We start from the raw sequence: 21,615 nt of genomic DNA, 5'->3' as shown, positions 1-21,615 counted from the left end.
CGGCAACTTCAAAGACAAAGGGTATATTCAGAGACAAAAAATCGATCTCGCTGCTACCTTATTCTCCCTTGGCTGCTTTGAATGCTTCAACCATAGCGTTAGAGAAACCAGTTTCTTCCTGCTTATTGTTGGCAGTAGGCTTAGTCGCATCCTTTTCATTGCTTTCATCCTTAGTACAAGCCGATAAAACAATTTTGCGAGTCTTACGATCAACACTTATATATTGTGCCTCAATCTCATCGCCAACTTTCAGCTTCGACATGGCATCGGAAACACGCATGCTGCCTGTTACACTAGGTGCCAGCTCAATTGTAGCACTTTTAGCATCAAGCGCTAAAATTTTACCCTTAACAACGGTGCCTTTTGTTTTGTCTGACAGGAAATCGTTAAGGGGATCCTCTACTAATTGTTTAATGCCTAGGGAGATACGTTCACGTTCTGCGTCGACTTGTAAAACAACGGCTTCGATTTCATCGCTTTTTTTGTATTTGCGAACCGCATCTTCTCCTGATTTATGCCAGCAAATATCACTCAGATGAACTAAGCCATCGATGGAGCCCTCTAAACCGATAAAAATACCAAAATCAGTAATAGATTTGATTTTTCCTTTAACACAATCGCCTTTATTGTGAGCCTCGTCAAATTCCTGCCAAGGATTACATTTACACTGTTTCAAGCCAAGCGATATACGGCGCCGATCACCATCAATATCGAGCACCATAACTTCGACTTCGTCACCAAGGCTGACAACTTTAGCGGGATGGATATTTTTATTGGTCCAATCCATTTCAGAAACATGCACTAGACCTTCAACTCCTTCTTCAATTTCTACAAAGCAACCGTAATCAGTTAGATTTGTGACTCGCCCTTTTAACTTGCTGTTTTCTGGATAGCGTTTAGCAATAGAAACCCATGGGTCTTCAGCTAACTGCTTTAAGCCAAGCGATACGCGTGTACGTTCAGCATCATATTTTAGTACTCTAACGTTTATCTCGTCACCTACACAGACGCATTCATTAGGATGTTTGATCCGTTTCCAGGCCATGTCAGTAATGTGCAATAGACCATCAACACCTCCCAAGTCAACGAAAGCACCATAATCGGTTAGATTTTTAACCACCCCTTTAATGATTGCACCTTCTTGTAAGTTCTTTAATAATTGATCACGTTCAGCACTGTTTTCATTTTCGAGCACTGCACGACGAGAAACGACAACATTATTACGCTTTTGATCTAATTTAATGACTTTGAACTCAAGCTCTTTGTTTTCCAAATTCTGGGTGTCTCGAACAGGGCGTATATCGACCAGTGAACCAGGTAGGAAAGCACGGATTTCGTTCAGTGCGACGGTAAAGCCTCCCTTTACTTTTCCGTCGATGATACCTGTAACGGTTTCCGCTTTTTCATAGGCTTTTTCTAACATCACCCATGCTTCGTGGCGTTTAGCTTTCTCACGAGATAAGCGTGTTTCACCAAAACCGTCTTCTATGTCATCTAGCGCAACGTCAACTTCATCACCAACCTGAATTTCTAGTTCACCTTGTGCGTTTTTAAATTGTTCTACTGGAATTGCTGATTCTGATTTTAAACCGGCATCCACCAGGACGGTATCTTTATTGATAGAAACAACAACGCCACGGACAATAGAGCCTGGACGTGTTTCAATTGTTTTTAGGAATTCTTCAAAGAGCTGAGCGAAAGATTCTGTCATGTTAATAATCTTCAAGAGTTGTGAAATTTAACGTCTACCTTAGCATCCCGCCAAATAGGGTTGTTTATCTGCCTCACTACACATCCTTTGCAGTAAGGATAAAATGTTCTTTAACAATAAGTGCTGACTAAGTCTATACCCTTCGCCTTTCAAGTTACGGCGGCGTTAGCTGCGGGTGCTCGCCGAATCACGTAGTATGTCTACGCTCATCGGTCGGTCGCCCTTGCCGCCTTGCCGTAACTCGAAATTCATTGGGTCTATAGTGTCATCGATATACCCTTAGCCTTGAATCAAATTAGACTGATTCGGCTATAACACCACGCTATTGCTAAAATTTTGTATGGCTGTACTTTGTGGCATCTTGCACTGTCTGCCCCATCGGCAGTTTTCTTTCAATATACGCCAATGATGCATTAATCACCTGTTCAATGGACATATTAGTTGAATCTAGTATTAATGCATCAGCTGCAGGGATTAAGGGGGCAATTAGCCTACTACGATCACGATTATCACGTTCCTGTATATCAACCAAAAGACGCTCGAAGCTAACATTAAACCCTTCTGCCTGCAACTGTAGCATACGCCGATGCGCGCGTGCTTGCACGCTAGCGTCAAGGAATATTTTAACGGGAGCATCAGGAAATACCACTGTCCCCATATCGCGCCCATCGGCAATTAGGCCAGGCTCTTTACGAAACGCCCGTTGGCGAAGCAAAAGTGCTGCCCGCACTCGTGGGAAGGTTGCCACTTGCGATGCACTTTTACCTATAGCTTCAGTGCGAATTTCATTAGTGATATCCTCACCTTCTAAAATGACTTGTAACTGCCTGTCATTTGAAACAAAGCGAACATCGAGATGTTCTGCAATGGGAATTAACGCCTCTTCAGTTTTGATATCCAGCTGATGGTGTGACGCTGCCACGGCGAGTACACGGTAGATAGCTCCTGAATCCAGTAAATTCCATTTTTGCAATTCTGCTAATGCTTTACATAACGTACCTTTACCTACACCACTTGGCCCATCAACGGTTATCACTGGGAGTATTACCGTCATTTTTTTCTCCTTTTCGCTGAACCTCGTGTTCACCCTAGAGGGCAATCACTGGCGCAGTATTATACGCTGTATCTTAACTAAGTGTTACCCTAGAATTACCGAAGAGCCTGTTCGAACGCTTTTGTGCTCGCTGATACTTCGTCAAAAACGAGATGCTAAAGTTTAAAATATTTTAGATATCAAACATATTTACCCGATATGGGGTAAAACGACTGTCCTACAGGGGGGAAGATGTCAAATGAATGCGCTTAACGCTGTTAAATTATGAAAATAATCAGGGAACGTTTTAGTAACGCAATTAGGATTTAAGAGGGTGATTGGGTTATCTGATAATGCGAGTAGTGAGAAACACATCGCCATACGATGGTCGTTATAAGTGTTTATTTTAGTAGTAAAAATTAATTTTTTTGGCGGCACAATGCAAATGTGCTCTTCGCCGGCCATAACTTTTGCACCCACTTTTTCTAGCTCTGTCGTCATGGCATAAATACGATCAGTTTCTTTTATCCGCCAGTTATAAATATTACGAATAGTGGTTGATCCTGTGGCAAATAGTGCCGTAATCGCAAGGGTCATAGCAACATCAGGGATGTGATTCATATCTATGTCGATACCCTGCAATTGGCCACGACAGCATTCAATGTAATCATCATGCCAGTGGATTGCTGCCCCCATCCGCTGCAACACATTAGCAAATTCGATATCACCCTGTATGCTTTTTTTTCCGATACCCTTCACGCGAACTTTACCCCCTTTAATTGCCGCCGCGGCCAAAAAATAGGAAGCTGACGAAGCATCACCTTCAATCCAATATTTCTTCGGTGATCGATAAGTTTGTCTCCCTTTAATGTAAAAGTGTTGGTCATTTTGCCTGTGAACCTCAACACCGAATATTTTCATTAAATGCAAGGTGATATCAATATAGGGTTTGGACACCAGATTGCCTTGAATCTGAATATGAGTATCCTGAATAGCCAAAGGGGCGGCCAGTAATAGGGCAGTTAAAAATTGGCTAGACAGACTGCCATCAAGCGTTAATGTGCCACCTGAAAAACCACCTTTTAAACGAAGGGGGGGATAATTGTGCTGTCCAAGATAATCTATTTGTGCGCCTCCTTGACGTAAAGCATCTACTAAATGGCCAATAGGCCGTTCTTTCATACGAGGTTCACCGGTCAAAATAACATCACTGTTTCCTAGACACAGCACCGCCGTCAAGGGTCGCAGTACAGTGCCAGCATTACCTAAAAATAATTTTTGCCCTTTATCAGTATGCATTAGCCCATTAAGGCCATCGATTTCACATTGAGTGGCATCAGCGGAAAGTCGGTATTTTACGCCCAGTGTTGTTAACGCTTTGAGCATATGGCGTGTATCATCACTGTCTAGCAAATTGTCGATTTGGGTCGTGCCGCTTGCCAATGCTGCTAAAAGCAATACACGATTGGAGATGCTTTTCGAGCCAGGTAATTTGACGGTACCATTGATTAACGGTATCGGTTGTAGCCTAAGCGATTCAACCATGACGGCGCTCAAAATCACACATAAAAGCGGTCAAAGCTTTCACACCTTCAATTGGCATCGCATTATAAATGGACGCTCGCACCCCTCCTGCTACTGAATGGCCTTTTAGTGCTTTTAATCCTTTGCTTTCAGCCTCTGCAAAAAAGAGCGCTTCCAAGGCAGGATCAAGCAGTCGAAAAGGCACATTCATCCATGAGCGGTAATTTTCTTCTACATTATTGCGATATAACTTGCTGTCATCGATGACAGAATATAACAATTTGGCTTTAACTCGATTGCGTTTTTCCATTTCCTCAAGCCCCCCCTGTTTTAGCAACCACTTAAAGACCAGGCCTGCCAGATACCAGGCAAAGGTGGGAGGAGTATTAAACATAGAATCCTTTTCAGCTAAGGTTTTATAATTGAAAATAGAGGGCGTTAGCGGATGTGCATGTCCTAACAAATCTTCCCGTATAATGACCAATGTCAACCCCGCTGGCCCAATATTTTTTTGTGCACCGGCATAAATGACACCATAACGTTCAACATCAATAGGGCAGGAAAGCAGACAGGAAGAGCAATCCGCAACCACCACTTTTTTATTGTCAAAACAGGGTTGCTCATGGATAGCGATGCCCTCGATGGTTTCATTCGGGCAGTAATGCAAATAGGCGGCGTTGTCATCTAATGACCAGTCCTTCATCGGCTTAATACCCACCTTGCCAGCCGTATCAGTAATGACGACATCAATGACATTGGGAGTGCAATATTTTTTTGCTTCGTCGATCGCGCTACGTGCCCAGTAACCGCTATCAATGTAATCCGCTGTTTTTTTTTCAGCCAAAATATTGAGCGGAACCGCCGCAAATTGGCCTCTAGCCCCTCCATGGCAAAACAGTACCTTATAATTGTCAGGAATTTTTAACAATTCACGCAGATCTTTCTCTGATTCCTGAACCACTTGCATAAATTCTTTACTACGATGGCTAATTTCCATGACGGAAACGCCAAGTTCTTGCCAATGACATAACTCTTGCTGAGCCTTAAGAAGCACTTCTGCAGGTAACATGGCTGGTCCAGCGCTAAAATTATAAACAGAGGGCATTTGATCACCTATTCGTTAATTACCGATTATAGCCAAATCATTTTAATTTGATTCAAGGCGGAGGAGCACAGACAGTACAAATAGCACGGCAAGCGACGACAACGCAGAATCAAATTAAAATGATTTGGCTATATATTACGCAACAGCTTTAATACCGGTGTACTCTCAGGCATCAGGCCATGCCAAAGTTTGAAGGCATGAGCGGCTTGACTCACTAACATACCTAAACCATCAGCGTAGTTCTGTACACCTTGTTGCGCTACCCAAGCGAGAAAAGGGGTTAAATCTGATTGATAAAAAATATCATAACAGCGTGGATTGTTGGAGAGGATAGAAGCGGGCAACGCGGGAATTTTATTATGAATTCCTGCTCCTGTCGCATGAATAATTAAATTAAATTTTTCAGTCTGTAATTCCGCCATCTCCAACGCCATAATATTTTTCTTAAAGAGTTCACTCAACTGTTGCGCACGACTAAAGGTTCGATTGCTAATAACTATGTTACAACCGTAGGAGATAAGTGGCGAAATGACGCCTCGCGCAGCTCCCCCCGCCCCGATTAATAAAACACGATCCTGCGGGTGGATAAAATTGAGCCGATTAAGATCGTCTAGTAAGCCGATACCGTCCGTATTATCGCCTAATAATTTTCCATCATCTACCGCGAGTAAAGTATTAACCGCCCCCGCCAATGCTGCTCTTTCTGTCAGTTGGCTGCATATTGCATAGGCTCGCTCTTTAAAGGGTGTCGTAACATTAGCCCCTTTTGCACCAGCTGAAAAAAATGTGGTTAATTCTTTTTCGAAATGATCAGGGGAGGCAAGTATTGATCGGTATAGATGTGCAATACCCGTTTGAGCGGCAAAAAGCGCGTGAATTTTAGGCGATAGACTGTGTTTGATGGGGTTACCGAAAACAGCAAAGTGTGACATATCTTTCTCTGCTAGCCTTGACGAAGTTGTTTACCCGTTAGCGCATCTCTGATTTCTGATGGATTTTTACAACCGCCCACCTGCCCTGTTAGCACGGGTAATAAAATACCAAATTGCATTTTGACATCTGCTTCTGTACGACAAGGCGGATGACCACTTAAATTGGCACTGGTCGAAACTAAAGGCTTACCATAGCATGTACACAGCTGCCGTACTAATGGATGAGCACTCACCCTAACAGCCAGTGAATTAAAACGCCCCGTTAACCAATCAGGAGTATCTCTTTTGGCGGGGATCACCCAAGTTATCGCCCCTGGCCAACTGCTAAAAACAGAGGCACGCTGAGCCATACTGAGCGGTGAATCATCGAGATAAGGCTGTAACTGATCATAGTTAGCCGCAACGAGTATTAGCCCTTTTTGCCGAGAACGCTGCTTCAAGGTCAATAACGCATTCACCGCTTTTTCGCTGTTTGGATCACACCCCAAGCCAAATACCGATTCTGTTGGATAGGCAATCACTTCTTCATGTCGTAACGCTAATAATACTTTTTCCAATTGAGCAGGCTCATTTTGACTCATGCCCTTTATCCTACTGATATCTGATTTTTCTGAGAGCCTATGCGAAATCGCTTGAAACCGCCAATATTTTATTTTCTACCCAGCGATAAAGATCATCAACCGTATTAATGTTAATAATATCTTTTTCATTCATATCAATTTTTAATTGTTCACTAATCATGATAACGATGTCTATCAGCGTGAGGGAATCTGCATATAAGTCATTAATAAGATGCTTTTCGCCGCTAAGATCTTGTTCACTACAGCCAAAACAAGTAGCCAAGATTTGCTGGGTGATCTTCTTATGATCAGTTTTACCATTTTTCTTCATCATCAATGCCCCAGTTGTCATCTTGCAAATTAGGTGGTTTCATTGACGCTATTTGTTTATTAAACCAATCGTTAAAAGGCATATTATTAAATTCGACTATAAGCTTATCATTTTCGATAGCCTGCTTTGCTACATCTGCTCTTTGTTCAAGCTGATCAACATTGATAACCTTCTCCTCAAAATACTTTCTAAGCTGGTTTACTCTAAACGATTCCGGTTTTAAATATTCACCATGTTGATTGAAAGTCTTTTTTAATGCTTCATGTCTGGCTTCTTGAGTTTCAGCAGGAATGACTTTGCCAGCTAAGTCAAAGAATAATGATTTTATTCTTTCATTAAGCGTCATTGGTGTATTCTGTGCATTGGATGAAAGATTTTTTGTTTGGTAAAATGCGGTGTTAATAATTTCAGTCATAGCATGTCCTTAGTGAATGTTTAAATTTTTTATTATTTTATTCGGTAGCAGAAAATGATTTTTGAAAGAGATCACTGAGTTGCTGCAAAGCATTTTGTGAAAGCGTTCTGCATTCTTTAATGACATCGTTGGTTAATGATAAACGTGTTAAACCCTGTTCAATAAATTCATCTGGAACAAATTCAGCAATTTGATCAACATATTTAATAATTAATCTAGATTCTGCATGATATTCTATTTTTATCGGTTTATTCCAATTTTCATTAAGAAATTCTAGTAATTGCACATGCCTTTTTTTTGCGCTTAACGGAAGAATTAAATGTAATAAATTATCATTTATAACAGATTCTTTATCTAATTTATGCAGCCATTCATCAACTAAAATAATCAGTATATCAGGATGATCAAGGGCGGTAGATAATATTTCCTTGGCACGTTTCACTAATACCGTATTTAATTTTTCACTTAACTCATGACTCGCATTAATATATTTCTTTATCTGTTTGGCAGCGGTAATAACACCTTGTTGATAACCCTCGGCATAAGCCTGTTTTTTTATTTTTTCCGCATCAGATCCTGCTTGCTTAATCATTTTTTTTGCGTGTAAGCAAGCTTCAGACAATATATTTTTTGCTTGTCTTTGTCCGGTGACTTGTGCACGTGTCAATAACACACCTTCATGTGCAGTTAAAGGCGTTAATTTAAGCATTATACAGAGCCTCGTTTTGATATATTAATCGAATTGTTTTTTATTATAACCAAATCATTTTAATTTTATTTTTGTTGTCGTCGCTTGCCGTACTATTTGTACTGTCTGCGCTCCTCTGCCTTGAATAAAATTAGACTGATTCGGCTATATTATGCGCGTAATAGTGTTTCAGCAGCACCAACGACTTTACGTACAGTGGCACTAATCAGTGACACCTCCATATTATAATCACCCATGCGTTTTTGTAATCGATAAGTATCATCGAAGCTCATAGGTTTGTTACTGTTTATTTGTTCTAAAATTTTATTTTTTCTGTCAGAAAATTCAGCAATATTATTAGAATATGCACTCAGCATACGATCTTCAAGTGATACGTTTCCATCATCAATTGGTTTAATATCATCGACAATGGTTTTTATGCCTTGAATGTTTTTAATTGAATCCATTATAGCCTCTATGTAAGATAAATATATTAAATAAATTTGAAAATATTTAATTGACTAACATTAATTAACGGAAGGTACTGATAATACTCATGGTAACGTCTTTCAGTGCTTTACTTGTATTAGAAGCCGCTGTTTTTGCTAACATATTATCCTGTGATATTCGCTGATAATTAAGTGCTGCCACTTCATTTAAAGGATTTTTACTTAGCTGTTTAAGTGCCGCCATAACATCTTCTGGTAACTCTGGTTGTCTCTGTTCACTACGCTTTGTAGATAAATCCACTACCGATGTTATACCTGCATTTTTATTAAAACTGCTAATATCAGTAATTGTATTTTTTCCATGCTCAATTTCATTTATCGCCATTTTATTTTCCTTTAAATTTTCAAATAGAGGAATAAATTAGCAAAAATAGATAATGAAATCCTGATGTAAACATCATCAATTATCCGTAATTTCATCATATTTTGTATCTTATAGTCGAATCAGTTTAACTTGATTCAACTATATCCACGCAGACAACATATTAAAAATATTAATATAGACATAGCAGTATGTTATTAAAAAATGCTTATTTTAATTTTTTAATGGCTAGATTTAATGTGCTAACAAGGGATTTTTTATCCCAGGAGTATAATAATAAAATTTTCCTTCCAAAGAGGCCGACTTTTTATATTGTATTTTTGATGATTTATTTTTTTTATTTTGTAAACAGGGAATATGATTTGGTAAAAATTCATCGAGAATATGTTGTAAAATGAAGCAGCTAAAATTAATATCTTTTTCAAGTATTATGCTTTCTCTGTGAACAATACTATGCTCTCTAGCGTAAACTAATTCAATCCGTAAACAAGGCTGTGAGTTACAGATTATCATTGTTCCTGCCAAATAATAATCTGGCTGTGTTTTATCTAGTAAGGTAACGATATCATCATAGTTTTTACAATTATTGGTAAGAATAGAGGGCAAAATACTAAGACCTAAGGGTGTATATTTTGATAACGCCTGTAGTAAAAAATCGTGGATAATTAACGAATCAACCTGATTTTCCATTTTAAATGGTAAGATAGCGAGCATACTCTTTGATTTTTTCTTATTCTCTGGTAACAGATGTGTCACCGGACGAATAAAACGATAGCCCTTACCATAAACAACATCAATATAACGATTGTCTTTATTTTCTTGCAGTATTTTACGCAATACATAAATACAGCGAGCCAGTGATTTTTCAGCACCTAAATCACCACGCCAAATTTTTTTTATTATTTCATTAGCAGATAGTAAAAGGCCAGCAGAATTGAGCAGTAATATTAATACAGACAGTTCCTTACCGGGTAGCTTGTTTTTTTTATCATTATAAAAAATAATTCCGTCTTTTTTTAAGATAAAGTCACCAAAGACATATTGCTCAACGTCAGATAGTAGCTCATTCATTCGATATTAACTCTTAATTTAATCAGATGAAGCCCATAAATATTCGGACTAAAGTATGTCAATAAATAAGATATACCTAGACAATGTGGCTATATTAATCTTTTTTTGGTAAAAAAATGTATGGTGCTGGTAAAAGTGCTGAAATTTGCAATTATTGAATAAGGTATTAACACCTTGACCATAGGAGGTTGCATTAATTCTGTAACCAAGGCGATAAGCAAATAATCCGTATCAATCTTTTCACTTCTTTGGTGTTGGATTTTATCCTGATCTAGGCTTTTGACTTTATTTTGTGTTTGAACTGCCATTTTGACTTTATGGGGACTAGTGATCAAGTTTTCATTTAATAACGCACTGGGTGGTACCAAAGTGATGTCAGCGGGGAGCTCAGGCAACATTTTCTGTAGTACCAGGATAGTGGCGGGATGAGGATGGCCAATGGCAATGACGGCACCATGACGGCGCGCCAATGCGATTGCTTGATTAAATTGTTGGCGAATAGCCGTTTCAGTCAGCGATTGATCAAGAAATATTTGCCGTTTTATAACTTTGACCCCGGTACCTTGAGCCGCCCGGCTAACTTGGCTGTTATTGATAGTGAGACTATCGAGAAAATAGAGTTGGTATTGATCCAACACTTGCATTACTTTTTGCATCGCAGGCAAATTACTGGTCATCGCGCTGCCCATATGATTATTCATCCCCACAGCGTGAGGTACATTTATGATCGCTTGGCGAATAATCCGCTGAATTTCTTCAACACTCATTTGTGGGTGTAATGTATCAAGCTCTAATGGTTGTTTGCTTAACGGCGCCATAGGCAGATGAATGAGAATTTCACGTCCCTGATTATGGGCTTTCATTGCCATTGCTCTGGCATAAGGAGCATGAGGCAAGATCGCTATCGAAATCGGTAGTGGGAGTTGCAATATTTTATTTTCGTTAACGGGACGGTAGCCAAAATCATCAATGACGATAGCCAATTTATACCCTTTGTCTTTGAAGTTGCCGCTAGGCGGCCAGGGAGTGAGATCTGATGAGCGTAGACAGGCTACGTGATTCGGGCGAGGGCTCGCAGCCAACAACGCGGCGGCTTCAAAGACAAAGGGTATACTGGCTTCAGTGCCGCTGACTATCCACAACATACTGGATAACAGTAATAAAGGTATTTTGAAATGATGCAATATTTTTTCCTAATTCGATTAGCATTCGTAATCGGGTAATCAAAAACCCTTCTATCAAGGTGTATCGAGCCAGGGTTGTGGATTCATTGCTTGGCCTTGTCTGCGTATTTCAAAATAAAGTGAAGGCTGACCCTGTCCACCACTGGTTCCAACTAAGGCGATAGCTTGACCTGCTTTTACCTCATCCCCCACGTTGACAAGTATACTTTGATTATAGCCGTACAGACTCATGTCCCCTCTACCATGCTCCACCACCACCATCAATCCATAGCCTTGCAGCCAATCGGCCAATAAAACACGACCATAAGCAATTGCCCTGACTTCCCGACCTTCAGTGGAGGCAATAACCATTCCTTTCCAACGTAATTCTCCTTGTAATGCTTCGCCAAATCGGTGGCGTACCTCACCACGTACTGGCCAAATAGTTTGCCCCTTCGGTGGCCCAAGCCCCCCCGTGCGCGCCATGAGTGAGCGTTCATTTTCACTGAGAGTATATTGACTGCCGGTTTTTTCTGCTTGTTGCTTTTTCGCTTTTATTTGCTCACGCATACGAGCAGCTTCTTGCGCCTCTTTTTTCGCTCTCGCCTTAGCCCTACGTTCAGCGTTAGCAATTTTATTACGTAAGCGACGCTCGTTTGATTTTAATTCCGTTAAACTTTGTTGATCTTTTTGCAGCGATTTTTCAAGTGATGTGAGGGTTTGTTTACGAGCTGTACGTGCGGTTTCCCATTTTTGCTGTTGCTCTTTTTTTTCATTAAGTAAGGTCGTTTGCCGATGCTTTTTTTGTACTAATATTTTTTTTTGTCCCGCTAAATCGGTGCGAATTTTTTTCAATGTGTTAATCGATCGGGTACGTGCATGATTAAGATAATTAAAATAGGCAAGAATACGTTCATCACGCCGCCCTGCTTCTCCATTCAATATCAATCGTAAAGCACTATGTTTTCCTTGTTTAAAAGCAGCATTAAGTTGTTTGGCCAGTAAAGTCTGTTGTATTGATTGTTGCTTTTCTAACTGGCTAATAGAGGTGCTGACATCAGCCATATCTTTATTTAATTGCGTTAATGTAGATTGGATTTCACGTAAAGTGCGACTCACCTGGGCGATATTATTTTCTTGTTGTCGCAGACGCTCTAACAGTACATGGTGTTGCTGTTTTTGTTTTTTGACACTTTTTTCTTTTTCTTCAATCCCTTGTTGTAGATTTTTCAACTGGACTTTATTATCGACCTGATTTTTATTATTAGTCTTTTTTTCAGACGACAGTGTATCCGCCGCATGGCTAGAGAATGGCAATAGGTAAGAATAAAAAAGACTAGAATAAAGAATAACACAGAGCATAAAGCAGATAGACTGTTGTCTAATCAGCAATATATTACGCCTTCCGATGATATGGCCTACAATCATTGTTATTAAAAATAATGTCTTTTTAATCATAAAATTAGATTATTCCACTATTATGAAAAAACCACCCTTGGGTGGTTTAATTCTAGAATTCGCATCACGCAGTAGGCTATGCAAGAAATCTATTTACTGATGTGGGCAATCAAATCTAACACTTTATTCGAATAACCGGTTTCATTATCGTACCAGGCAATTAATTTTACAAAATTATCATTAAGTGCAATACCGGCTTTAGCATCAAATATTGAAGTCAGTTTTTCCCCGTTAAAATCGTTAGAGACCACTTCATCTTCAGTGTAACCTAGGATCCCTGTTAACTCCCCTTCCGATGCTGTTTTGATCGCCTGACAAATTTCCAGGTAAGTCGCCGGTTTGGCCAAACGAGCCGTCAGATCAACCACAGAAACATTCGGCGTTGGCACGCGGAAAGCCATACCAGTCAATTTACCATTCAGTTCAGGGATCACTTTACCCACCGCTTTAGCAGCGCCAGTAGAGGAAGGGATGATATTTTGTGATGCACCACGTCCTCCACGCCAATCTTTTTGTGATGGGCCATCGACTGTTTTTTGTGTCGCTGTCGTGGCATGTACGGTGGTCATTAACGCTTCAACGATACCAAATTTATCGTTTATGACTTTAGCCAATGGCGCCAAGCAGTTAGTGGTGCAAGAGGCGTTGGAAACAATTTTTTGCCCCGCGTAAGTTTCATGGTTGACGCCCATAACAAACATTGGGGTGTCGTCTTTTGACGGGCCGGTTAAAACCACTTTTTTTGCCCCGGCATCAAGGTGTTTACCTGCCGTTTCTTTGGTAAGAAACAGGCCGGTGGCTTCCGCCACAACATCGACGTTGACTTCGTTCCATTTCAGATTCGCGGGATCTTTTTCAGCCGTGATACGAACCTTTTTACCATTGACCACCAAATGGCCATCTTTAACCTCGACCGTCCCATTGAAGCGACCATGGGTAGAATCATATTTCAGCATATAAGCCATATATTCAGCATTCAATAAGTCGTTGATCGCCACGACTTCGATGTCAGTACGTTCTTGCGCCGCCCGAAAAACAATGCGACCGATACGGCCAAAACCGTTGATCCCTATTTTGATAGTCATATAATTCCATCCGCTATTTTGTGGATAATAAAAGTAGCGGGTAAAATTACAAAAACCTTACCGAGCGTCAAGCGGAATCGTGTCAATGACGACGATAAAGTACAATTTATAGACGAATCAGTTTAATTTGATTCAAGGCGGAGGAGCGCAGACAGTACAAATAGTACGGCAAGCGACGACAACACAGAATCAAATTAAAATGATTTGGCTATAGCAGCGAAAATAAGCTAACAAGGAGCTTTAATGGAGCTTTATGATTTAATCGCCAAGATCACCCCAGAAATCTGTCAACGTTTATTAAACGCAGTGGAATTAGGTAAGTGGCCAGACGGCATTGCATTAACCCCAGCCCAAAAAGAAAATAGCCTACAAATCGTCATGCTATGGCAAGCGCGTCATAACACCGAAGCGCCTCACATGAGTATTGGTACTGATGGTCAGATAATGATGAAAAGTAAACAAGAATTAATACAACAATTTGTTATAGCCGAATCAAATTAAAATGATTTGGCTATGCCAACCTTCTGTGAGTCAACCATTGATTAAATCGACAACCCCATAATTTTTACATTAGACCTCTTTCGAAACTGTAGCGCGTGATGCAAAGTCAAAGCGCCCGGCGAGTACGTGAAGATTGTGAGCCACCGGTAACACAGAAATTCACAGCACGCAGTAGGTTATGTAAAAAGTCTACTGAACATCACTACAAACCAAACATAATGCATAAAGATTTTGTGGATCTTTGAGTTGATTGAGAAAATGAGGTTGTTCCTTTACCGCCGTGAGCATGGCCGAGAAAGGCGGTGGCAGCATTGCCTGCATCGAAGTGTTAATCTGATCCAAGATAACTTCTTTCAAATTGGGCGGTTCGGCAAACCACTGTAGTGTATATTGCTTGAGCTTTGCCAATTCGGCCACTTTTTTCACTGCATCGTCAAAATCACCTAATTGATCGACCAAACCCCGTTGTTGCGCATCTGACCCAGTCCATACTCGCCCCTGAGCAACTTCATCCATTTGGGCAATGGTTTTTTTACGCGCAGTGGCAACAAGCTCAATAAAAGTTTGGTAACCATGCTCAATAGTCATTTTCATCATTTGACTAAATTCTGGCGGTAAAGCTTTAGTGATAGCCACATCTGCCAGCGGTGAAGTGGCTACACCATCACTATGAACGCCTACGTTGTCTAATGAATTTTCAAAAGTATTGATCACACCAAAAATACCGATGGAGCCGGTAAGGGTGCTGGGACTGGCGATAATATAATTAGCGGGCGTAGAAACCCAATATCCTCCTGATGCCGCCATCCCCCCCATAGAAACCACCAGGGGCTTATTGGCACGGCGAAGAGCGACGAGCTCAGCGCGTATTACTTCAGATGCACTAGCACTGCCACCCGGACTATTGACACGTAAAATAACCGCTTTAATTTTAGGATCCAGCCGTGCTTGACGAATTTGCGCCGCAGCAGCATCACCACCAATATTACCTGGCGTTTTCGCACCATCAACAATGGCACCATTAATTAAAATAACGGCAATTTCGTTATCTTGTTGTGGTTGTTCTTGGCTTTGATAGTCATAGATGCTAATAAAATTAAAATTATTGCTTTCTTCATCCCAGCCAAAAGTTTTGCTCAATTCAGTTTCCACTTCTGGGTTAGAGGCTATCTGATCAACTAATTTGTTATCCAGCGCATATTTAGCCAGATTACCCTCCTTAGTTTGTAAAGCGGTAATCATCTCTGGAGCGCTTGGAAATAATTGTTGTGGGCTAAGATACCGGTTAGCCGCCACCGTTGTTAAATAATTTTGCCACAAACTTTCTACCCACCGGCTACTGGCTTCCCGCGCAGCGTCAGACATATTATCGCGGAGCATGGGTTCAACCGCCGATTTATAAGTACCCACACGGAAAATATGTGTACTCACTTTTAGCTTATCTAGCAATGATTTGTAGTAGAGAGTATTGGTGGAGAAGCCATGAAGTTGAACGGAGCCTTGAGGTGCTAAGTAAATTTTATTAGCGAAACTGGCCAAGTAGTACTGAGCTTGACTATAACTTTCACCAATAGCATAAATTGGCTTGCCACTGTTACGAAACTCACTGAGCGCTTTACCTATATATTGCAACGATGGCTGATCAGCGCCCGCGAGATTGTTTAATGACAATACTATACCGGTAATATTATTATCAGATCTAGCTTGGCGGAGCGTTTCCACTATCTCAAACAGTGAATTTTCCTGTAAGCGCGTGCTGGAAGAACCAAGCAGTTCACGTCCCCAGACTCGTAATTTATTATTTACCACCGGTTTATCAACGATAATGCCATTTAAATCAACTAATAAAGCCCCTTTTACCGGTTCTGATTTGTTTTGAAATTGAAAGTAAAGACTAATAGCAATGAAAATTAATAGGATAAAAAATAAATTGCATACGAATTCTCTGACAAAATTCAGTAAACGCCATGTTTGTCGGAAAAAACCAGTAATAAACCGCAAAAAAATGCGCATGTAGTCTCCAAAACAATTTAACCGGTTTGTGTATACCCTTCGCCTTGAATCAAATGAAACTGATTCGGCTATATCTTAATAATCTATTAAATAAACGTCAGTCTAAGAACTTGTTCGAAATTTCTTTTCTTTCTCTTAAGCGCCGCTCAAAAAAGATTTCGAATAGGCTCTAAATAGATTAATCGACAACAATTGACCCAAAATTGAATCCATGTCCTAATTTTTCGATGACGCAACGTTGATGACAGCGTAGGTGAGTGCAGATATTATAGATTATCTTATGTGATTAGTAACGGTGAGTAATGCAACTTTTTATTGCTGAGAAGCCTAGTTTGGCGCGCGCCATTGCCGACATACTGCCTAAACCCCATCGGCGTAATGATGGTTTTATTGCCTGTGGTAACGAGCATATTGTGACCTGGTGTATTGGGCATTTATTAGAGCAGGCACCACCTGATGTTTACGATAGTCGTTATAATCGCTGGTCATTGACCGATTTACCTATTATCCCCAAAAAATGGCAATTACAGCCACGTAGTTCGGTCATCAAGCAGCTCAATACCATTAAAAAATTATTACAGCAGGCTGATGAAGTCATCCATGCAGGTGATCCTGATCGCGAAGGACAACTATTGGTCGATGAGGTACTGGATTATTTGGCTTTGACACCGTCAATACGACAAAATGTACGTCGTTGTCTTATTAACGATTTAAATCCGCAAGCCGTTGAACGAGCAGTAAAACGATTACGTGATAACCGTGACTTCATCCCTCTCTGTGTCTCAGCATTAGCGCGGGCACGAGCAGATTGGTTATATGGTATCAATATGACACGTGCCTATACCCTTCTCGGGCGTAATGCGGGATATAATGGTGTACTTTCAGTCGGACGAGTGCAAACACCGGTGCTGGGATTAGTCGTCCGTCGTGATGAGGAAATTGAAAATTTCATACCCAAAGATTTTTTTGAAGTAAAAGCACACATTATTACGCCCAAAGGAGAACGTTTCGTTGCTCTTTGGCAACCCAGTGATGCCTGTGAAAATCATCAAGATGAAGAGGGACGTATATTACATAAGCCACTGGCAGAACATGTGATTAATCGTATTACTGGGCAGCAAGCAAAGGTTACTGCATACCATGATAAAAAAGAATCAGAAACCGCACCATTGCCGTTCTCTTTATCCACATTACAGATAGAGGCAGCGAAGCGTTTCGCGTTAAGTGCTCAAAAAGTGTTAGATATCTGCCAGTGTTTGTATGAAAACTATAAATTGATTACCTATCCTCGCTCCGATTGCCGCTACTTACCCACCGAACATTTTCTGGATCGTCATTCGGTATTCAAGGCTATCAGCTGTCACCAACCTGAGTTGCTGCCATTGTCCGTTATGAATGATGACCACCGTAATCGCTGTTGGGACGATAAAAAAGTGGATGCGCATCATGCCATTATCCCCACTCCACGCAGTAGCAGTGTCAAGATGACAGCAGACGAAAATAAAGTTTATGGTTTGATTGCAAAGCAATATCTAATGCAATTTTGCCCCAATGCCCAGTTTCGCAAATGCTCTATTGAATTAGAAATTATGGGGGGTAAGTTTATCGCTAAAGCCCGTTTTCTTGTCTCTGCAGGTTGGCGAATTTTACTCGGCACTAAAGAACGAAACGAAGAAGACGAGGGAATGCCGTTGCCGGTTGTGGCACCAGGGGCTGAATTGTTGTGTGAAAAAGCAGAGCTGCTTGAAAGGCAAACACAACCGCCACGACCATTTACTGATGCGAGTTTGTTATCGGCGATGACAGGCATCTCACGATTTGTACAGGATAAAGAGTTAAAAAAAGTACTGCGGGCTACGGACGGTTTGGGGACTGAAGCGACACGGGCAGGCATTATTGAACTTCTTTTTAAACGTAATTTTTTATGCAAAAAAGGGCGTTATATTTCTGCTAGTGCAGCGGGCAGAGCCTTAATCCACGCATTACCTGCTATTGCGACTCACCCCGACATGACCGCGCACTGGGAGGCAACCTTAACACGTATCAGTGAAAAAAAATTTTGTTATCAAGATTTTATGCAACCTTTGGTGGCTACGCTAAAGCATTTAATTTATCAGGTAAAGCAGAGCCATTCATCTTCGACCTTTAATATACCCACAGCCCTTGAAGTTGCCGCTAGGCGGCCAGGGCGGTATTCTGACCTAATAAATTTGGACACTAAAGAAGGGAAAAATTTTAGTGAATAGAGAGTGAATAGATTAAGGTATAAAGAAGATGTCTACCCAGAAATGTACGCCAGAATTTAAACATGAAGTGGCTAACTTAACCTGAGCATCTGTATTCGGGATAAGCCGACTATTTTATAATGTAACGATATTTGAACAATACAGAGCTAATTGAAGATAGAATGATTTGAACTGGCGATAACGAATTTGATGGAACAATACCACTAGCGTCATCAGCTCTGCCAAAGAAAGAGAACTGGCACGGATACGCTGCTTGGCTCCCTCCGTTAAGAGCTTTGCTTTAATATTGGCTCAAATTTTTTGCAAAAATCATCCATTAAGCAATAAAGTTCGGTAATATCGGTCATGAGTGTCTCGCTATTTCGTGATTAATAATGTTCGCAAACACCATTATCTTGAAGTACGAGGCACTTATCTATTCTTAATCAAAAAGTTAGAGAAAATAAACGTCAATTCCTTATCCCGAACTTGTATATTGAAATTGCCTGTTAATTCTGATCACCTTAATAGGTGGATAGAGGGGTCGTTCTTCCGAATAAGGTGATGAAGCACCGTACCTGAGTCATGACCCTCTATCCTATTTTGATATAGGCCGGTTCCGAACAGATGTCATGAGGGTTTAAGACGCCTCGAATTACAAGTAGGGAAAAAGTCTATTATTTTTTCAATTCGATTATACAAAAGGAAAGGCCAACATGGGAGAGTATATTGGTATTGATGTTGGAAAAGCCACGCTTGATGTGTGTTTTTCAGATAAAGTCACTACCAAAGGTGAATCTACTCACCTCAATCCCCGCTATTGGACAGCAAACCGCCCTGATGATATTAACTTTATTACCTGAAATTGGCTCAATCGAAAACAAGTCATTAGCCGCTTTAGTGGGTGTTGCCCCGTTTAATCGAGACAGCGGAAAATTTAGGGGCAAACGGTTTATTCAGGGGGGGCGCAAAACCTTAAGGAAAGCACTGTACATGGCAGCCGTTGCCGCTGTCCGCTGGAATAAACCCCTGGCTGATTTTTACCATCGGCTTCGCGCCAAGGGAAAATGCGGTAAAGTGGCTATTGTTGCCGTTATGCATAAATTGCTCTCTATGGTGAGTAGCGTCTATAAACGAAAATCACCTTGGGTTGAAAATTTTGCCTAATTCACTTGATTTCTAATACAGATGCTCAGGTTAAACTACATAAAGACATAATCAGAAAAATAGAATCCCTAGATTGCTCAATTGAATTCACGTCGGCGCACTTTTGCGCTCACGTAGAAAATATCAGAGCTGGGGCAGTAAATCGTGATTCGAAGTATTACCAAATGACCAAAGACGGTTTCATGTTTCTGGTTATGGGATTTACTGGCAAGAAAGCCGCAGCATTTAAAGAAGCCTACATTACTGAATTTAATCGTATGGAGGCTGAACTAAGTAGCGTACCAAAATACCACCCGCAGTCCCCCGAACTGCTCAGCCACGACGATTTAAGTAACCTCACACGGTTAGTATGGTGTATGAGTAATGGGTTTCATTTTAATCAATCGTGGAGTAATGCCATTTGGTATGCGCTGCGTCAGGTGACAGGTATTCCTTCTCCTCAGCGGTTCGAGGTGCAAACAATCCCGCTGCTAGCAGAAGAATGTCGCCGTATTTATACGATCACGAATCAATTTAAAGCAGTTATATTTGAAGCGGAAAAACAGATACCGTCTTGATCACGTCTTGGCAAGCGCTATTTTTTCATCAAAAGGGACGCCTGATTTCAGCACGCCATATGCTAGTTGGAGTAATTTTCGCATTGCCGCACAGACACCGATTTTTCCCCCTTTATTCCGCTTTAGCAATCGTTCCCATTGAGATTTTATTATTGGGTTGTGAGTGATTGAGGTAAGAGCTGGCATGTATAGAGATTTTCTAAGTTCTGTACACCCGACTTTGGAAAGTCGGCTTCGCCCTTTAAAGAGGCCAGATTCGCAAAGTTTCGGATTGAGTCCCGCGTAGGCGACGACTTGCTTGCTGCTACTGAATTTTGATATGTCACCGACAAACGCCAGTAAAGTGGCACTTAATATTTCACCAATCCCTGGAATACTTTCCAATAACTGTTTGTTCTTTTTTAGCTCAGTAGTCTCAATGAGGTAACCCACTGTCGTTCGCGTTGGTATGTCAGTTCACTCCCTTTAAATGCAGAACAAGCGGCATTGGCGATTCGGCAACATTGGGGGATAGAAAATCAATTTCACTGGGTTCTGGATGTGGTGTTTAGAGAAGATGAACTCTCGATAAAGGCGCCGGAGGGCGCCGCCCATATGGCTCTTTTCAATCGTGTTGCCTTGAGCCTGATTAAACAACATAAAGGCAAACAAGACAGCATTGCCAGTAAACCGTAGAAAAGCCGCCTGGTCAGCCGATTTTCGCAGTCAACTTATTTTTGGATAAAATATCAGCAAAGTGGAATCCCGCCCTGTGAAAACATAAACATACACAAACAATAACGGCGACACCATCACCGTTGATATCAATTCACCCTAGCGCTAACAGAGGTGGTTCGAGCCACCCCTGTCAGCTAACCATCACAACCTGAGAAGAGGTCATTATGGCTAACATCGATATTACCCAATTTTCTGAATTACGCAACGTCTTTCCTGAGTTAACGGCGGTGCAATTTGAAACGGCGATGCTGTTTTCCTTGGGCGTGCCACAAAAAGAAATTGCTTTATTACCTGCCGTCTCTTATCCCGCGGTGAAACAAGCGTTAACCAGTGCCAAACTTAAATTTGAACCCCGTTCACTGCACGGTTTGTTCACGATATTTCATATCCGCCTAACACTGTTTGCCTTGCAGGGATGCCGCAAACGCCTGCCCCGAGAGCGATGAGCGCAAAAAAGACAGTCTCCACTGAGGAGACTAGCCATTTTTATTTTTCTGCCTAAACTGGGCACGGGCTAAGTAACTGACC

Annotated in this window: 23 protein-coding genes and 2 pseudogenes; 7 read left to right on the top strand and 18 right to left on the bottom strand. The window is 41.0% G+C overall.

What is annotated here, in order from left to right:
- Positions 1-58: 58 nt before the first annotated feature.
- The 15 genes from rpsA to gapA all read right to left on the bottom strand — a co-directional run bounded on the left by rpsA (position 59) and on the right by gapA (position 13,907).
- On the bottom strand, positions 59-1,711 hold the full coding sequence (gene rpsA / locus AACL30_RS06725) for a 30S ribosomal protein S1 (protein ID WP_339058103.1): 1,653 nt from the start codon (positions 1,709-1,711) through the stop codon (positions 59-61).
- 328 nt (positions 1,712-2,039) lie between these two features.
- Positions 2,040-2,765 carry a (d)CMP kinase gene (gene cmk / locus AACL30_RS06720; protein WP_339058102.1) on the bottom strand — a complete coding sequence of 242 codons (726 nt, stop codon included), beginning with the start codon at positions 2,763-2,765 and terminating at the stop codon, positions 2,040-2,042.
- A gap of 234 nt (positions 2,766-2,999) precedes the next feature.
- Positions 3,000-4,289 (bottom strand): 3-phosphoshikimate 1-carboxyvinyltransferase, encoded by a 1,290-nt coding sequence (gene aroA / locus AACL30_RS06715; RefSeq protein ID WP_339058101.1) that lies wholly within the window; start codon positions 4,287-4,289, stop codon positions 3,000-3,002.
- Positions 4,282-5,373, bottom strand: coding sequence for a 3-phosphoserine/phosphohydroxythreonine transaminase (gene serC, locus AACL30_RS06710; RefSeq protein WP_339058100.1), 1,092 nt, complete (start codon positions 5,371-5,373; stop codon positions 4,282-4,284). The genes aroA and serC overlap by 8 nt, the downstream gene beginning before the upstream one ends.
- 128 nt (positions 5,374-5,501) lie before the next feature.
- Positions 5,502-6,305 (bottom strand): shikimate dehydrogenase, encoded by an 804-nt coding sequence (aroE, locus tag AACL30_RS06705; protein ID WP_339058099.1) that lies wholly within the window; start codon positions 6,303-6,305, stop codon positions 5,502-5,504.
- A gap of 11 nt (positions 6,306-6,316) precedes the next feature.
- The gene (gene tsaC, locus AACL30_RS06700; RefSeq protein WP_339058098.1) at positions 6,317-6,886 is read right to left on the bottom strand and encodes an L-threonylcarbamoyladenylate synthase type 1 TsaC; all 570 of its coding nucleotides are present in this window, start codon (positions 6,884-6,886) and stop codon (positions 6,317-6,319) included.
- A 37-nt stretch (positions 6,887-6,923) separates the two neighbouring features.
- Positions 6,924-7,199, bottom strand: coding sequence for a phosphopantetheine-binding protein (locus AACL30_RS06695; protein WP_339058097.1), 276 nt, complete (start codon positions 7,197-7,199; stop codon positions 6,924-6,926).
- Positions 7,180-7,611, bottom strand: coding sequence for a hypothetical protein (locus AACL30_RS06690; RefSeq protein WP_339058096.1), 432 nt, complete (start codon positions 7,609-7,611; stop codon positions 7,180-7,182). Before AACL30_RS06690 ends, AACL30_RS06695 begins: the two co-directional genes overlap by 20 nt.
- Before the next feature lie 37 nt (positions 7,612-7,648).
- On the bottom strand, positions 7,649-8,320 hold the full coding sequence (locus AACL30_RS06685) for an HrpE/YscL family type III secretion apparatus protein (protein ID WP_339058095.1): 672 nt from the start codon (positions 8,318-8,320) through the stop codon (positions 7,649-7,651).
- Positions 8,321-8,469: 149 nt separating this feature from the next.
- Positions 8,470-8,766, bottom strand: coding sequence for a type III secretion system inner rod subunit SctI (gene sctI / locus AACL30_RS06680; protein WP_006705296.1), 297 nt, complete (start codon positions 8,764-8,766; stop codon positions 8,470-8,472).
- Positions 8,767-8,830: 64 nt separating this feature from the next.
- Positions 8,831-9,133, bottom strand: coding sequence for a hypothetical protein (locus tag AACL30_RS06675; RefSeq protein WP_339058094.1), 303 nt, complete (start codon positions 9,131-9,133; stop codon positions 8,831-8,833).
- Between the two features lie 231 nt (positions 9,134-9,364).
- A complete protein-coding gene (locus tag AACL30_RS06670; RefSeq protein ID WP_339058093.1) occupies positions 9,365-10,201 on the bottom strand; it encodes a winged helix-turn-helix domain-containing protein in 837 nt (278 codons plus the stop codon).
- Between the two features lie 89 nt (positions 10,202-10,290).
- On the bottom strand, positions 10,291-11,385 hold the full coding sequence (locus AACL30_RS06665; protein WP_339058092.1) for a divergent polysaccharide deacetylase family protein: 1,095 nt from the start codon (positions 11,383-11,385) through the stop codon (positions 10,291-10,293).
- Between the two features lie 54 nt (positions 11,386-11,439).
- Positions 11,440-12,822, bottom strand: a complete 1,383-nt coding sequence (envC, locus tag AACL30_RS06660; protein WP_339058091.1) for a murein hydrolase activator EnvC — start codon at positions 12,820-12,822, stop codon at positions 11,440-11,442.
- Positions 12,823-12,911: 89 nt separating this feature from the next.
- A complete protein-coding gene (gapA, locus tag AACL30_RS06655) occupies positions 12,912-13,907 on the bottom strand; it encodes a glyceraldehyde-3-phosphate dehydrogenase (protein ID WP_339058090.1) in 996 nt (331 codons plus the stop codon).
- A gap of 243 nt (positions 13,908-14,150) precedes the next feature.
- On the opposite strand from gapA, the gene AACL30_RS06650 reads away from it, so the two are divergent.
- On the top strand, positions 14,151-14,408 hold the full coding sequence (locus AACL30_RS06650; protein ID WP_339058089.1) for a YeaC family protein: 258 nt from the start codon (positions 14,151-14,153) through the stop codon (positions 14,406-14,408).
- Positions 14,409-14,597: 189 nt separating this feature from the next.
- On the opposite strand, the gene sppA is transcribed toward AACL30_RS06650, so the two are convergent.
- A complete protein-coding gene (gene sppA, locus AACL30_RS06645; RefSeq protein WP_339058088.1) occupies positions 14,598-16,421 on the bottom strand; it encodes a signal peptide peptidase SppA in 1,824 nt (607 codons plus the stop codon).
- A 302-nt stretch (positions 16,422-16,723) separates the two neighbouring features.
- Here sppA and AACL30_RS06640 point away from each other — a divergent pair, with 302 nt between their 5' ends.
- Entirely contained in the window at positions 16,724-18,667 is a 1,944-nt protein-coding gene (locus AACL30_RS06640) for a DNA topoisomerase III (RefSeq protein ID WP_339058087.1), read from the top strand.
- 153 nt (positions 18,668-18,820) lie between these two features.
- Here AACL30_RS06640 and AACL30_RS06635 read toward each other — a convergent pair.
- Positions 18,821-19,014, bottom strand: a pseudogene (locus tag AACL30_RS06635) (IS982 family transposase); the annotation flags it as partial.
- 348 nt (positions 19,015-19,362) lie between these two features.
- Here AACL30_RS06635 and AACL30_RS06630 point away from each other — a divergent pair.
- From AACL30_RS06630 to AACL30_RS06620, 3 genes are read left to right on the top strand one after another with little or no spacing between them, the layout of a single operon-like run.
- Positions 19,363-19,509, top strand: coding sequence for a hypothetical protein (locus tag AACL30_RS06630; protein WP_339057299.1), 147 nt, complete (start codon positions 19,363-19,365; stop codon positions 19,507-19,509).
- Complete coding sequence (locus AACL30_RS06625; RefSeq protein WP_339057298.1) at positions 19,487-19,813, top strand: IS110 family transposase; 327 nt, start codon at positions 19,487-19,489, stop codon at positions 19,811-19,813. The genes AACL30_RS06630 and AACL30_RS06625 overlap by 23 nt, the downstream gene beginning before the upstream one ends.
- A 5-nt stretch (positions 19,814-19,818) precedes the next feature.
- Positions 19,819-20,370, top strand: a complete 552-nt coding sequence (locus AACL30_RS06620) for a Rha family transcriptional regulator (protein ID WP_339058086.1) — start codon at positions 19,819-19,821, stop codon at positions 20,368-20,370.
- Here AACL30_RS06620 and AACL30_RS06615 read toward each other — a convergent pair whose 3' ends face one another.
- Positions 20,371-20,802, bottom strand: a complete 432-nt coding sequence (locus AACL30_RS06615) for a transposase (protein WP_339058085.1) — start codon at positions 20,800-20,802, stop codon at positions 20,371-20,373.
- On the opposite strand from AACL30_RS06615, the pseudogene AACL30_RS06610 reads away from it, so the two are divergent.
- Together AACL30_RS06610 and AACL30_RS06605 are read left to right on the top strand one after the other, a co-directional pair.
- Positions 20,797-21,094 (top strand): annotated as a pseudogene (locus AACL30_RS06610) (ISAs1 family transposase); the annotation flags it as partial. The gene AACL30_RS06615 and the pseudogene AACL30_RS06610 overlap by 6 nt on opposite strands.
- Before the next feature lie 157 nt (positions 21,095-21,251).
- Positions 21,252-21,533: a transcriptional regulator gene (locus AACL30_RS06605; RefSeq protein ID WP_339058084.1), complete on the top strand. Its 282-nt coding sequence runs from the start codon at positions 21,252-21,254 to the stop codon at positions 21,531-21,533.
- The last annotated feature ends 82 nt before the right edge of the window (positions 21,534-21,615 follow it).

This window comes from Candidatus Regiella endosymbiont of Tuberolachnus salignus (genome assembly GCF_964020115.1).
In the GTDB taxonomy this organism is placed as follows: domain Bacteria; phylum Pseudomonadota; class Gammaproteobacteria; order Enterobacterales; family Enterobacteriaceae; genus Regiella; species Regiella insecticola.
The sequence above is the reverse complement of the archived record's forward strand: the minus strand, read 5'-3'. Positions and strand labels throughout refer to the sequence as shown.